This is a genomic window from Glutamicibacter sp. BW77 (assembly GCF_002332285.1).
Taxonomy (GTDB): domain Bacteria; phylum Actinomycetota; class Actinomycetes; order Actinomycetales; family Micrococcaceae; genus Glutamicibacter; species Glutamicibacter bergerei.
Genome location: NZ_NRGT01000069.1, coordinates 29,833 through 43,233, shown reverse-complemented (window position 1 = coordinate 43,233; position 13,401 = coordinate 29,833). Strand labels below are relative to the sequence as shown.

General features: G+C 53.4%; 14 protein-coding genes and 1 other RNA gene. All 15 read right to left on the bottom strand.

Going from position 1 to position 13,401, the window contains the following annotated elements; translation table 11 throughout:
• Nucleotides 1-435 precede the first annotated feature (435 nt).
• Nucleotides 436-804, bottom strand: a transfer-messenger RNA (tmRNA) gene (gene ssrA, locus CIK74_RS11740).
• Between the two features lie 106 nt (nucleotides 805-910).
• The gene (gene smpB / locus CIK74_RS11735; RefSeq protein ID WP_096256403.1) at nucleotides 911-1,390 is read right to left on the bottom strand and encodes an SsrA-binding protein SmpB; all 480 of its coding nucleotides are present in this window, start codon (nucleotides 1,388-1,390) and stop codon (nucleotides 911-913) included.
• A 54-nt stretch (nucleotides 1,391-1,444) separates the two neighbouring features.
• Nucleotides 1,445-2,908: a peptidoglycan DD-metalloendopeptidase family protein gene (locus tag CIK74_RS11730; protein WP_096256402.1), complete on the bottom strand. Its 1,464-nt coding sequence runs from the start codon at nucleotides 2,906-2,908 to the stop codon at nucleotides 1,445-1,447.
• A gap of 59 nt (nucleotides 2,909-2,967) precedes the next feature.
• Complete coding sequence (gene ftsX / locus CIK74_RS11725) at nucleotides 2,968-3,882, bottom strand: permease-like cell division protein FtsX (RefSeq protein WP_096256401.1); 915 nt, start codon at nucleotides 3,880-3,882, stop codon at nucleotides 2,968-2,970.
• Nucleotides 3,879-4,673 carry a cell division ATP-binding protein FtsE gene (gene ftsE, locus CIK74_RS11720; RefSeq protein WP_096256400.1) on the bottom strand — a complete coding sequence of 265 codons (795 nt, stop codon included), beginning with the start codon at nucleotides 4,671-4,673 and terminating at the stop codon, nucleotides 3,879-3,881. Before ftsE ends, ftsX begins: the two co-directional genes overlap by 4 nt.
• A gap of 349 nt (nucleotides 4,674-5,022) precedes the next feature.
• Nucleotides 5,023-5,148, bottom strand: a complete 126-nt coding sequence (locus tag CIK74_RS19065; protein ID WP_096256399.1) for a putative transporter small subunit — start codon at nucleotides 5,146-5,148, stop codon at nucleotides 5,023-5,025.
• A complete protein-coding gene (locus tag CIK74_RS11710) occupies nucleotides 5,148-6,857 on the bottom strand; it encodes a sodium:solute symporter family protein (protein ID WP_096256398.1) in 1,710 nt (569 codons plus the stop codon). Before CIK74_RS11710 ends, CIK74_RS19065 begins: the two co-directional genes overlap by 1 nt.
• Before the next feature lie 658 nt (nucleotides 6,858-7,515).
• Nucleotides 7,516-8,631 carry a peptide chain release factor 2 gene (prfB, locus tag CIK74_RS11705; protein ID WP_096256397.1) on the bottom strand — a complete coding sequence of 372 codons (1,116 nt, stop codon included), beginning with the start codon at nucleotides 8,629-8,631 and terminating at the stop codon, nucleotides 7,516-7,518.
• A gap of 48 nt (nucleotides 8,632-8,679) precedes the next feature.
• Nucleotides 8,680-9,081: a hypothetical protein gene (locus CIK74_RS11700; protein WP_096256396.1), complete on the bottom strand. Its 402-nt coding sequence runs from the start codon at nucleotides 9,079-9,081 to the stop codon at nucleotides 8,680-8,682.
• Nucleotides 9,082-9,136: 55 nt separating this feature from the next.
• Complete coding sequence (locus CIK74_RS11695; RefSeq protein ID WP_096256395.1) at nucleotides 9,137-9,577, bottom strand: hypothetical protein; 441 nt, start codon at nucleotides 9,575-9,577, stop codon at nucleotides 9,137-9,139.
• Nucleotides 9,570-9,986, bottom strand: a complete 417-nt coding sequence (locus CIK74_RS11690) for a TadE family protein (protein ID WP_096256394.1) — start codon at nucleotides 9,984-9,986, stop codon at nucleotides 9,570-9,572. The genes CIK74_RS11695 and CIK74_RS11690 overlap by 8 nt, the downstream gene beginning before the upstream one ends.
• Nucleotides 9,987-10,001: 15 nt before the next feature.
• Nucleotides 10,002-10,208: a hypothetical protein gene (locus CIK74_RS11685; protein ID WP_096256457.1), complete on the bottom strand. Its 207-nt coding sequence runs from the start codon at nucleotides 10,206-10,208 to the stop codon at nucleotides 10,002-10,004.
• Nucleotides 10,209-10,289: 81 nt separating this feature from the next.
• A complete protein-coding gene (locus CIK74_RS11680) occupies nucleotides 10,290-11,231 on the bottom strand; it encodes a type II secretion system F family protein (RefSeq protein WP_096256393.1) in 942 nt (313 codons plus the stop codon).
• Entirely contained in the window at nucleotides 11,228-12,079 is an 852-nt protein-coding gene (locus CIK74_RS11675; RefSeq protein WP_096256392.1) for a type II secretion system F family protein, read from the bottom strand. The genes CIK74_RS11680 and CIK74_RS11675 overlap by 4 nt, the downstream gene beginning before the upstream one ends.
• A complete protein-coding gene (locus CIK74_RS11670) occupies nucleotides 12,076-13,302 on the bottom strand; it encodes an ATPase, T2SS/T4P/T4SS family (RefSeq protein WP_096256391.1) in 1,227 nt (408 codons plus the stop codon). Before CIK74_RS11670 ends, CIK74_RS11675 begins: the two co-directional genes overlap by 4 nt.
• Between the last annotated feature and the right edge of the window lie 99 nt (nucleotides 13,303-13,401).

Below are 13,401 nucleotides of genomic sequence, written 5' to 3'. Positions count from 1 at the left end.
TACCTAGTGTGGCCATCATCTATCTACGCGCCAAGATCTGCCCTAGGCCGTCCATGCCCGGCCTTGACACTTCGGCCCGAGGTACGCACCACGCGCCAATGAGAACCCAGCTAAGAACCGGATTTACCAACGAACCGCTGTCTCTGCAACCTCGGTAGCGCTCCCCTGCATTCAACATCTGAAGTCCGTTCGGGCAGAGGCAACCGGATCACGCTCACGTACTCACTTCGGGTAAGCCCCAAGTCCCAAAGGATTGAGCAGACGACTAATTCAAGCAGAATCTCTATGTCCCAAGTGTCTGCCATTCGCCAACGCCCCGAAAGTTCTAGCGAATCTTTATCAGAAACTGGGATCGCTCAATGCGCAATAGGTCGTATACCGCACATAGGTTAACGACAGAACCCCCGAGATCATAAGGATCTCGAGGGTTCAAATACGTGGAGATGGGGAGAATTGAACTCCCGTCCGATGTGGTGTTGCCAGGTCTTCTCCGGGCGCAGTTTGCTGCGGAATTTCTCTGCCCCAACCATCACGCAAACATGTGGTTGATCCAGGCACAGTTACCTAAGTATGTGTTCGGTAGCGGTAACGTCCGCCGAACACAGGGGCTACCTAAATGACGTTAGGATCAGGGGCGATAGCATCCCCTGGCTAACGGACTGTCTGGCTGCTTAGGCAGCGAGAGCGAAGTCAGTGCGCTTTGATTCGGCACTTATTGTTTTGCAAAGAGCGTTTACGAGATAACTTTGCATCCTCGGCCCGCTTCATCTGTCGCGACTCACACCGTCGAAACCGATCATCCCCGTATTTTGTTGTCAGTCCCGGTTTCCCGGGTACAACCACACCAAAAGGCGTGTTGAATAATCATAGCGCAATCTGCTCTGCTAACCCAACGAGATTCACGCCACGCCTAGGCTTGTCCGCGATTACGTTCACGCATGGCACGCAGTGCCTCACGGTTATCCTGCTGCTCGCGCAACGTCTGACGCTTGTCATACTCACGCTTACCGCGAGCGACACCGATTTCAATTTTTACGCGACCTGACTTGAAGTAAATCTTCAGCGGAACAATAGTCAGGCCCGCTTCGGAGATCTTACGTTCAATTTTCAGCAGCTCTGCACGGTGCAGCAATAATTTACGACGACGACGAGCGGTGTGGTTGGTCCACGAACCGTTCAGGTACTCCGGGATGTAGCAATTCTCAATGAACAGTTCATTGCGGTAGAACTGACCAAAGCCATCCACTAACGAAGCCTTACCTTCACGTAGCGACTTAACTTCGGTCCCAGTCAGCACCATGCCCGCTTCGAAGGTATCTAGAATCTCAAAATCGTGGCGCGCCTTGCGGTTGCTCGCGATAATGCGATCTTCTTGGTTCTTCTTAGCCATGACACTCCTTGCATGTCGCGGGCGGATTCCCGCGCACAACTACCAAGTCTAGCGTTAGAGCAGTCCCAATGGATTCACATGCGAACCGTTGATGATCGTTTCGAAGTGAAGGTGGCAGCCAGTGGAGTTACCGGTGGTGCCCACATACCCGATGACCTGGCCCTGTTTTACGTGCTGGCCATTGCTCACAGCGATGCGTGACATGTGGTGGTAATTGGTTGCTAGTGCCTTGCCTTTTACGACGCCGTGCGACACGGTCACCTTGTTACCCGAGGAACCGCCCCAGCCGGCGAACCAAATTTCTCCGCTGGCAGCCGCACGAATCGGTGAGCCACACTGGCCGCCGAAGCCCCAGTCGACACCTGCGTGGACGTAGCCGCCCTGTCCCGAGTAGTCAATCGTTCCTGCAGGAGTTGGACGCCATCCAAAGCTGGAGGTAATTCGCGCGCTGCTCGTGGGCTTGACCAAGCCCCAGCTGCTTGGTTCCGAGTATGTTTCGGTCTTTGGCTTCGCTTTAGGAGCCACGTACTGCTTTTTCTTGTAAGTCTTCTGCTTGCGCTTGGCTTCCGCTGCCTGACGCTCCTGCTCGGCTTCGTAGGCGGCTTTTTCCTTGGCGACGCGCTGACGCTCCGCTTCGGCTTCCTTACGGGCCTTCTCCTCTGCCTTACGCTTACGTTCAGCGGCTTCTTTGATCAGGCGTTCTTGGCGTTCTTTGATCTGCTGGTTGATCGAAGCAGATTCCTGCTCTTGAACTTTTAGCTTCGCTTGAATCTGCGGCTTTTTTGCTTCCAATTCGGCGCTAAGAGATTCGGTGCTTGCAACCAAGGCATTCAACTCATCTTTGGCAGACTGGGCCGCATCACGGGCGCTTTGCTCTTGAGCTAAAGCTTCTTCAGCCTGGCCCTTGAGCGAAGAGATTTCATCCTCGACAGCAACCAAACGCAGTTTGTTGCTCTCGTCGGTGGCTTTTTCTTGAGCTAGATCGTTATATGCGGCGTTCTGTGAATCCATGGCACGGTTAGCCATGTCTAAGCCATCAGCCATTGCGGTCGCCGAATCCATATTCAAGATCATGTCTAACCCACTGGACACCCCTCCGCGCTTATACGCTTCGGAGGCGATCTGCGCCATGGTGTTTTCCGCTTCTGCAATCTTGGCGGCGTTCTCTTCGATTGCCTTAGCAACCTTGTCCCTCGTGGCTTGAGCGCTGATCAGCCGGTTCGTTAGATCCGCGACAGTAGCTTGTGCATTGGAGACACGGCTTTGGGCATCTGCGAGAGCTGCCTCGGCAGCTGGAACCTGAGCTTGTTGGGCCCGAAGTTTCTTATCTGTGGCAACAATATCCGAATCAAGAACTTCCATGTCCTGTTCCAAATTGTCGATGTTTTTCTCGACGTCAACCTTACGGTCATCGAGTTCATCGGCAATAACAATCCCCGCAGGCAAGGTAAGTGACAATGCTAGGGCTCCACCAATGGTGGCGCGCAGGAACTTACGTCGCACGGCGTTGGATAGCATACTGCTCCTTAAAGATTTTCGTGCTTCAGGCATAACCGAACACTCAAGATAACGATTGGCTATACCTTCAGGTAACGCTTCAACGTTACCACTGAAGAAATTGTGGCCAAAACGATACCAATAATCAAGAGCCCGGGTGCAACTAAGAGAACTTCATTGGTTGAAATGAAGGCCACGCCAACATTTTCGCTCGCCAATTTGTCTTGAACTAGGAACTTAACTAACAACCACAGTGTGCCTGATGCAAGGACACCACCGATAATGGATGCGATCACACCCTCGATGATAAATGGCAACTGAATAGTCGTTTTTGATGCGCCAACTAGTCTCATGATGGTGGTTTCTAGCCGTCGATGCATGGCCGAGAGTTGAATAGTTGTGCCTGTCAGCAACACGGCACAGGCAATCATCACAATTGCCACCACAGCTGCGGCGGCGGAGGCCACTCGCACTAGCTGGAAGACCTTCTCCAAGAGTTCGCGTTGGTCCACGACCGAATCAACGCCCGCTACGGTCGAAAAAGCTTCATTGATAACGGGATACTTCTCGGGGTCTACTAGACCGATACGGAACGATTCTGGTAGCTGATCTTCGGTAACCTGATCAACCAAGGAAGAATTCTTGTACTGTTCCTTAAAGTTTTTGAGTGCATCGGCTTTTGACTCATACGCGAATTCCTTGATGTATGGAGCCATCTCATCTGATTCGAGCAGTTGCTTGATGCTTGTGCGTTGCTCGTCGGTGACGCCTTCACCCGCGCAGTTTGGCGCAGCGGTGTTGTCGTCACAGAGAAAGACCGCAACTTCCATGCGGTCATACCAGTAGCCCTTCATCTGGTTGATCTGTAGTTGCAATAGTGCCGAAGCACCAACAAAGGTCAGCGATACGAAGGTCACCAAAACCACGGATACGACCATGATGATGTTTTGACGAAGGCCCTTCGCAGCCTCGCGGAGAATAAATCCTAATCTCACTGGCGCTCGTCCTTCTCTTCATTCATTGCAGCTTCACTAGATGCTTCCATGGCGGCCTCACCAGTTAGGAGCTCACGTGAACCGTCCTGATTGATCACGGTCGTCATTGCGGTGTACTGACCATCAGCTTCGTCGCGCACAACGCTGCCTTTGCTCAATTCAATGACTCGGTGGCGGAACTCGCTGACGAGTTCGTGAGCGTGAGTGGCCATCAGCACGGTGGTGCCGTTTTGGTTAATGCGATCGAGCACATTCATTACCTCGACGCTGTTCTTGCGGTCGAGGTTGCCGGTCGGCTCGTCGGCCAGCAGGATCGAAGGCTTGTTAACGATCGCTCGGGCGATGCCGACACGTTGCTGCTCGCCACCGGAAAGTTCGGTGGGCTTACGGCGGGCTTTATCTTCCAAGCCCACCATACGCAGCGCGTCAGGCACACGATCGCGAATCTGCGCGCGTGAAGCACCAATAACTTCCATTGCAAAAGCAACGTTGTCGAACACGGTACGTTCACGTAGCAGACGGAAATCTTGGAACACGAAACCTATATCACGACGCAGTTTTGGCACACGTCGGCTCGGTATACGGTTCAGGTTTTGCCCTGCGACGTAGACCGCACCATTTGTGGCGCGCTTTTCGCGCAGGATCAAGCTGAGAAAAGTAGACTTTCCAGAGCCAGATTCTCCGACTAAGAAGGCGAACTCGCCACGGTTTACCTCGATGCTTACGTCGTTCAAAGCAGCATTGCGCTGCTTTGGCTCGTAAACCATCGAGACATTTTCGAATTTAATCATGTCTTCAATCGCTAGTTGCCGTCGGGGCGCGACCCACGGAAACTCAGGTCGAGATCGAACGTTTTTTGATGCGCCAGTCTTCCAAACCTTATAGGGGCAACATGTACAACAGGTACCGATAGTGTGGTGTGTTGCCACATTCATGCCGTTTATACAGACTCGGCACTGAGCAAGGTTAGGCATTGACGTGCAAGATTTTGGCTACCCCAAAATCTCTTGGTGAGCTTTCGCACAGCAGTAAAAGCTTCTGCGGTCCGACAATCATTTCCGCGCGCTCAAGTCGATACCAAAGCCTGAATTCGAGGGTAAGCAGCGGCGCAAACCGGTGCTTACCCTCACAATTCATGACTTATATCAGTGGCTCACCATTGCGTTTCGCTTCCCGTGCTTCGGAAATGAACGCCCTGGCAATAAAGAAGGCAACGCCCGCGACAATGACGGGCCAGGCTAGTACATAGATGGTCAGCGCCAACATTATTCATTCCTCTCTGAGTTGTTCGAATTGTTGCTGTGAGCGGCACCCTTAGTCGCACTGGCGACAATTTCTTCAATGGGGTCAAAATCTCCGGCTCGTTCTGCGATGACTGAGAAGTCAAAGTCCATCTTTGAACGGAACGACATGAAGTAACAGATCAATGTACTGACCGAATAGGCGACAAGTGATGCTGATAGCGTCGTGTAGTCACGCAGGAATCCGAAGCAGAACGGTGCAGCTACCAGCGTGGCTACTGTGCCAACGATAAGTGCAACGCGAAGCCCGAAGAATCCGAATGACATCAGGCCCAATACGATTCCTATACCAAGAATTGCCAGCAGCTCGATGATTACCGCGGTAAAGCCGGTCATAGGGATCAGCTCGAAACGAACCGGAATGAACACAAGTAGAGCTACCAAGACAGCAGTCGTGAATGCCTTGTTCGTAACCTTTTTCCAATAGAAGCTTGCGAGCACTGGGAAAACTAGTGCCCCCCATAGGGCCCCGACGAAGACCAAAAGATCCAAGATGTTTAGTTGCAAACTGGCTAAGCAGACAGCAACCACGGTTGCGATGATCATGGTCATACGTCCGACCAGCAGCATGGTCTTTGGATTAACCTTCTTCTTGCCCGCAACGTTCTGGCCGTATACATCGGCCATCATGATGGAAGATAGCGCCGCAAGATCCGAGTCAGCGGTGGAGGAAAGCGCACCAATGATCATGATGAAGAACAACGCCAGCAGGATTCCAGGCAGGTAACTCATCGCCATCTCAGGGATGATGTTGTTCTGGTCCCCGCCTGTAGGTTCAAACCCGAGGTACAGGGCAAGTACGCCGATCATTCCTACACCGATCACCATGGCGCCGTAGCCAATGGTGGCGGTGATGAAGGTTGGCTTAATTAAGTCTTCACGGACCGCAAAGAGCCGCTGCGCGATGGTTTGGTTACCGATCGCGTAGGCCAAAACCGCGGCGATATATGGTGCACCCTGGTTCAAGAATGCGTCTGACGAGAAGAAATTCGACTGCTGGGCGGTAAGGTTCCCTGCTCCGGTTTCGAATGCGGCTGGGAAACCCGCTGCGAAGAAGATGAACGGAACAATAATTGCTACCGCTCCGAGCATTGCCATGACCTGCATGAAGTCAGTCAAGACCGAAGCCCGGAATCCCGACCAAAGGGTGTAGAGCAATACGCCACCGGCTACCGCCAGCACGCCCTGGATGAAATTGAATGGGGAGAGCATCGAGATAAGCACGCCACCGGCAATGAAGTTAGACATCAATGAGATGACGGAACCGACCACATTGGAGCCGGCCAGCATTAACTGGCTGGAACGTCCATGTCGCACGTGCATGACCTCTGCGAGGGTGTGCGCCTTCGGAGCAACTTTTCGGATTCTCTTACCGAATGGGTAAATGAACAGAATCATCAGTGCACCCCAGAGGCCGTAGTGGATAGGTCCACTGATGCCATAGGTGTAGCCCGAAGACGCCGAGGCGTACATTGATGAAGCCCAAATCCACGTTGCGGTCATACTGGCCGCGGAGATTCCGAATCCGATTTTGTTGCCAGCGGTCATGTAACCGTCAGCGTTTTCATTTTTCTGGCCGATCTTTGTGGACACAAAAAATGTTCCACCATAGAAAAGGACCAATAAAAGTATGATGACCAAGGCGCTGAAACCGACCGTTTCCGGGTTGTTCACACGCCACCTCCTTCAAACGACGTAGTTGAGAATTGGCATCGTCCAGGTCTAACCTGAAACTCTTGATGCGTGGTTCGCACGTCTCATCCCGGGGAATACTCCACGAGGATTCGTTTAGCCGACGTACCTAAGCTCTACGCCCATCAACCACTTCCTTCACTCCAGTTACGTATCGTTTTATCTAGGCCGCATTTATCTCCCGGCGTGCAAAGTGCTGCCCCTTCTTCAGGACAGCACCGCCGTATGAATGCGTTTTTTCATTGACGAACTGAATTTCCATGAAAAATTACATTTAGAAATTCACGATTACTTAAAGGTTCACGTTCGTTCATTTGCCGTCTTGTGATCATCAAAAGATGTATCTAATTTTCAAGCGAATTTACAGCTATAAGTCGTGTCATCGGCACAGCGGCAACAGAAAAATTGCCTACATCATGCGGGTCTGACACGGAATGATTCGCGAAAACTGGAGGGCACAGATCATCCAACGACTTAGTCATCCTAGCATGTACCCAGTTTTCGAGTCTATAAGTCCCTCGATTCGTACTCGAATTCAGGTACTCAATCGACGGTTTATGCTGCAAAATTATGATAAATTTGGCGTGAAAAAAGACCTGAAAACTTTCAGTTTTCAGGTCTTTTTGAGAGATTCTACGGATTAATTCGAGGGGCGCCGATTACCCGCGCGCCATCGAATTCCTGCATCAATAAAGTCGTCAATTTCTCCATCAAGCACGGCTTGCGTATTTCCAACTTCGTGGTCGGTGCGCAGATCTTTAACCATTTGGTACGGGTTAAGAACATAGGACCGCATTTGATCGCCCCAGGAAGCCTTAACATCCCCAGCGAATTCCTTCTTCTGTGCGCTCTCTGCTTCTTTCTTCAGCAAAAGCAGACGTGACTGCATAACGCGTAAGGCCGCGGCCCGGTTTTGAATCTGGGACTTCTCATTCTGCATCGAGACCACAGTGCCGGTAGGAATGTGTGTCATGCGAACAGCAGAGTCGGTGGTGTTCACGCTCTGTCCACCAGGTCCAGAGGATCGGAAGACGTCTACGCGCAATTCCGACTCGGGAATCTCGATGGTGTCGGTCTGCTCAATCAAAGGCACAACTTCCACGGCTGCGAACGAAGTTTGACGACGTCCTTGATTATCAAACGGTGAAATACGCACCAAACGGTGGGTGCCAGCTTCCACCGACAGCGTGCCGAAAACGTAAGGAACATCGATTTCGAAAGTTGCTGATTTTAAACCGGCTTCTTCAGCATAGGAAGTATCCATCACGGTAGCTTTATATCCGTGTTTTTCAGCCCATCGCAGGTACATGCGCAGCAACATTTCTGCGAAATCTGCCGCGTCTACGCCACCTGCACCGGAACGGATCGTCACGACGGCACCACGTGAGTCGAATTCACCATTGAGCAAGGTGACGATTTCCAACTCTGCGAGGGCCTTCCGAATGGAGATCAACTCCTTGTCAGCTTCGGCGAGGGTCTCATCATCGTTTTCCATCTCGGCTAGTTCCACCAGCACTTCAAGATCTTCGATTCGTGTACGGATCTTGTTCAAGCGTTCAAGTTCCGATTGTCGGTGAGACAATTTGCTGGTGACAATCTGCGCGCTGGCCGGGTCGTCCCATAGGTCCGGCACGCCGGCCTCTTCGGAGAGTACGGCGATGTCGGCCTTAATTTGAGCAACGTCGCTCACGTCCTCAATCGCGGAGAAAGTGGATCGGAGCGAACGGATTTCAGCGGGGAAGTCAGTTTTTGCCATGGTTATCTAAGCCTACGCCATGCAGCCTAACGGCTTAAGTTCACGAAGCTAGCGACTCAGTACGGTGCGAGCGGTTGAGTTCACCTGAATGCTCACCCCAGACGGCACGATCCAACCAATAATTGGTGGTTGCACCGAACCGGTGAGTAAGAGCGTCGCACCCTGACCGTCAGGCAGAATCTGGACGGAACCGATCCGGAGGTTATCAATACGCTGTCCGGCATCCACATCCTGCAGGTATCGCTGAACTGCGGCCTGAACCTGTGAATGATTCAATTCAATACGTGGTTGGCCTCCGTCGCCGACGAACTCGAATTCGTCTACTGCCGCGACGATAGCGCCATCGGCAACCGATAAGAGTTGGCGTGCTTTGAGGTTGACCGCGCTCGCTGCGAGAACGACCGAAATTGTCAGTAAGGTGATCGCACACAGCCCAATCGCAAGTACCAAAGACTGCCCGTCCTCGGAACAAAACTTGCGGATTAAACTCGCACACCGGTTTCCGCTAGCCAAAACGATCAATTCGTTGGGTCGACGAAGCATCGACGGTGAACACGGAGGCATCTAGATACTCTGAGATAAAAGGTAGCTGAACACGTAAGGAGACTCGGACCGTGACCACGCTGCCTGGGCTCAGGCAGGTTTTGTCACAGGAAATACTTGTGTTGGCTCCCGCTAATCCAAAGTTATTCATCGCTCGCTCGACGACTTGGTGGGCGTTCGAACGTGCTTGCACCGGATTTTCTGCTACCGCAAAAACCTTGGCTGCTTGGTCTGCGGCGCCGACAACTGCATATGATCCTGCTTGAAGCTGTCCGGCGGCAAGGATCAGATAGATCATGGGGATCAGCAACACCGTAGAGGCGAAAATGAATTCGACGATGGCACTGCCTTTTTCGGCTTCACCGGCTCTTGGCACTGCCCGTGCCTCAACAGTGTCAGTCATAGCGCACCGCATCACCATGCACAGTTAGGTCCCACCCGTTAGGTAGCAGTCCGATTAGCGGGACACGGGTGCTCACGGTGACGGAGACTAATTGCCCCTCCCCCGCAGCGCTAGTTGATACCTGCACATTGCGGGCAAACCCACTGTGCAAAGATTCGGTGATCAGTGTGCTGGTACGTCCGGCAGCGTCCCCGGGTGAACGGTTGGCTAACGCACCATAATGCGCTCCGTTGGCGGCGGCATCGATGAGGGTATTGCGCACATGAAGCACAAGCGTCAATTGAATCAAGGTCACCGCGATGACGATCAGCAAACTAGTGATCATGACAAATTCGGCCACAGCCGAGCCTGCCTCTTCTGGTCCCAGCTTCCAGAAGCGGCGGGCATTGGCGTGTGTAACCCGATTCATTTTGAGAACACCGGCTTAGCCTAGGCCGGATACTCGATCGATCGCCTGGTTGAACAGGTCTTGCAGACGCGGGCCGGCTATGGCCAACAGCGCTGCAACAAGCAATGCTGACATCAGTGTGATCATCACCCATCCGGGGACATCGCCACGTTCGTCACGCAGTTTCGTAGTGAGCTGCTGCCAGATTCTATGTCCTGCTTCGAGCAGGCTTAGGGCTGTCATCATGAACCAAGTGTGGATGCTGGACATCGGAATTCTTCCTAACTTTTGCGGAGTGCAGATATTGTGAAGGTGGGTTAGCTGTCAATAGCTCATCTCCAATAAGGCCAATCCAGGGAATACCGCAAAGACAATCGTCAGTGGAAGCACGCCGAAGACTATGGGCACGAGCATGCCAATTTCCCGTTTACCGGCTACTTCCATCAGCTCACGTTTTGAGGCGTCGCGGACATCTTGTGCTTGGTCACGGAGCACTTGAGCCAGTGGTGTACCACGTTCGGTGGCGACCACGATGGCATCAACAAAGCGCGTCATTGCACCGACTTGGATGCGATCGGACATATTCTGCATGGCTTGGATCATGGAATTTCCCGAGTGGATATCGTTCAGTGTTTCGGTAAATTCCTCGCCGATCACCCCGTGGCAGATGCGTGAAATGCGTTCGATTGCCCCGGTGGTTGACTCTCCAGCGCCCACCGTCAGCGCCAGAACCTCGGCGACTGTTGGAAATTGAGTCAGGACTCTGCGAGCGCGACGTTGAATTTGCTCGTTCAGCCACCAGCCCCGCGCAAGAAATCCGAAGATCCCGCAGCCAAGGACCACGATGAGGGCAAACGCGAAGTTCGTCGGGCGACCCAGTGCGAAGAGCGCCATCAGGCCAGCGCCAACAAGCAGTCCCAACAGCGCGCAGATGATCTCCTGGGAACGGTAGTCCACAACGTTTATTTTCAGTCCGGCCGCACGCAGGCGTTTGCGGACGGTCCCGGTGCCGGGGTTGTGCAAGCTGGCCAAGCGTTTGATCTGTTGCAGGACCGGGGCCGCAAACTGCACTAAGGCCGGACTGCGCGATTCGGCACGCCACGAATCTTCGAGCATCCGGGAGGAGCGTTTTCCTACCCGGATATGCGGGGCAACCCGTTCGGCAAAAGACAGCGGGCGCCACGCTGGAAGGTTCACCACGATCATCCACAATCCCAGACCCAGTCCGAAACCGCAGAGCACCGCCAAGGGGACCAATGAGTTCATGCCAACACCCGTTCTTCCACAGGCAAGTTCCCTAGGCGCAACATCACTCGGTAGCACAGCAACGAAATCACCAGACCGGCGGCAAGCACCACGACTCCTGCGGGGGTAAGGTAGGCATTTTTTGCGGCTTCTTGAGTCCCTAGGACGAGCAGCATAATCCAGGGTGCCGCCACCGCCAATCTGGCAGCGGAAACTATCCATGACTGGCGGGCCGCGAGTTCTCCACGAGTACGTACATCATCACGCAAAAATGCGGCCAGTGTGCTCAGCGTCTGGCCAAGGTCGGTGCCGCCAACTTCCCTGGTGATGCGCAGTGTTGCGAGGATCTTGTCGGAAACCGGGTCGGCGAGCCGGTCACCTAGTTGTTCGAGCGCCAACGAAAAGTTTGAAGTGGCCCGGTAATCCAGTGCAAAATCGCGAAAAGCAGGACGCAGCAGTTCCGGCCCCATACTAGAGAGCTGGCTTAGGGACTCTGGCAATGACAGTCCGGCTCGGATCGCGCTTCGCAGATGATCGACCACCTCGGGCCATTGCTCGTGCAAGGCGGCTTGGCGTTTAGCTGCTTGATGACGCAGATAAACCCACGGCGCCCAGAAGCCAAAGAGCAAAAATACGGAGGCAAATAACCATGAACCGGTCAAGGCCAGCGTGATCAGCACAAAAACTATTCCGCTGGCGGCACAGATAGCCACAAATTTTGCGGGGCTGAGATTCACGATGCCTGCGCGCAATAGCGATAGTCGAATGAGCGACTGCCGTTTGGGCTTTGGCGGACTGGGGTCAAAAAGCAGCCAATCCACCACGAGGGCAACGCCCAAGCCACCGAGTAAACCGCACAAAGCGATCATGACCGCTCCATGAGCAATTGTGCGACGTTGATACCGGCGAGCGCGAATTTGTCATGTGACCAATCGGCTCCTGGTGCTTGGCTCAGCTCACCATCGGTGTAGTCGAACAGCGTGGAGGTTTCGAACTGACCGTCTTCAACGCGTCCACGCACGCTGAGGATTTCTTGCACGTAGCGTTTTCCATTGGGGTCGCGAGTACAGTGGACCACCAGATCAATGCAGGCTGCCACGGTTCGCACGGTGAAATCACTGGTGATATTCGGGCCTGCCAGTAGCGGCAGCGTACAAATTTTGGTGATTGCGTCGCGAGCAGAGTTTGCATGGAGAGTACATAGGCCGGCGATTCCCGAGTTCAGGGCGATCAGCATGTCTAGCGATTCTGCTTCGCGTACCTCCCCGACGATGATCCGATCGGGCCGCATGCGCAGTGCTTCCTTGACTAACCGGCGCATCGTGATTTCTCCGGTACCTTCCAGATTTGGTAGCCGTGTTTGCATACTCACCACGTCGCGCAAGGCAAGGTTCAGTTCAAAAATTTCTTCAATCGTGATGATACGTTCGCGCGAACCGATGGAGGACGCCAAACAGTTGAGCATCGTCGTCTTGCCTGCCTGGGTGGGCCCGGTAACCACCACGTTGAGTCCCGCACCGATCGACCAACCTAAAAATGCTGCTGCATCCTCGCTGAGTGATCCTAGTTCTACAAGGTCTTCGAGTTTATTGGCGCGAGCGATAAATTTGCGGATATTCACCGCCCAATGTTCATGGGTGATATCTGGAATGACCACGTGTAACCGAGAGCCATCGGGAAGTTGGCAGTCCACGAAGGGCTGAGAAAGATCCAGTCTGCGTCCTGAGGATTTCAGCATCCGTTCAACCAGCGCTGCCACTTCAGCACTTTCAAGACGAATATGGGTGAGTTCACTTTGCCCGCCACGAGCGCAAAAAATCTGATGAGGCGAGTTGATCCACAATTCCTCGACGGTGGGGTCATCGAGCAATGGTTGTAATGGCCCAAACCCTGCCACGTTGTCATACACCTGACGGCGGGCTTCGTCTAACGGACCGATGGAAGGCACTGCGCCGAGTAATGCTCGTTCGTCGTAGTCGCGCAAGACATCGTCAATCAAAGAGCGTATGAGCACCGGTTGCTTGCCGGGGTCTAGCCCGCGTCGACGGACTAGCTCACGTACTTCGTCTTCCACGATGGATAGGGCGTCCACGTCAAGTCCTCAGCCGAAACTATGAAGATATTCCCGAATGATCGAGGTACACCGGCCACCGAAGCGCCAGCACAACATCGTGCCACCCATTTTTGCTCG

Coding starts and splice junctions, on each gene's coding strand:
- CIK74_RS11695 (WP_096256395.1), bottom strand. CDS start 9,577: ATGACTGACACTGTTGAGGCACGGGCAGTGCCAAGAGCCGGTGAAGCC.
- CIK74_RS11730 (WP_096256402.1), bottom strand. CDS start 2,908: ATGCTATCCAACGCCGTGCGACGTAAGTTCCTGCGCGCCACCATTGGT.
- CIK74_RS11675 (WP_096256392.1), bottom strand. CDS start 12,079: ATGATCGCTTTGTGCGGTTTACTCGGTGGCTTGGGCGTTGCCCTCGTG.
- CIK74_RS11685 (WP_096256457.1), bottom strand. CDS start 10,208: ATGACAGCCCTAAGCCTGCTCGAAGCAGGACATAGAATCTGGCAGCAG.
- CIK74_RS19065 (WP_096256399.1), bottom strand. CDS start 5,148: ATGTTGGCGCTGACCATCTATGTACTAGCCTGGCCCGTCATTGTCGCG.
- CIK74_RS11690 (WP_096256394.1), bottom strand. CDS start 9,986: ATGAATCGGGTTACACACGCCAATGCCCGCCGCTTCTGGAAGCTGGGA.
- prfB (WP_096256397.1), bottom strand. CDS start 8,631: ATGGCAAAAACTGACTTCCCCGCTGAAATCCGTTCGCTCCGATCCACT.
- CIK74_RS11680 (WP_096256393.1), bottom strand. CDS start 11,231: ATGAACTCATTGGTCCCCTTGGCGGTGCTCTGCGGTTTCGGACTGGGT.
- ftsE (WP_096256400.1), bottom strand. CDS start 4,673: ATGATTAAATTCGAAAATGTCTCGATGGTTTACGAGCCAAAGCAGCGC.
- smpB (WP_096256403.1), bottom strand. CDS start 1,390: ATGGCTAAGAAGAACCAAGAAGATCGCATTATCGCGAGCAACCGCAAG.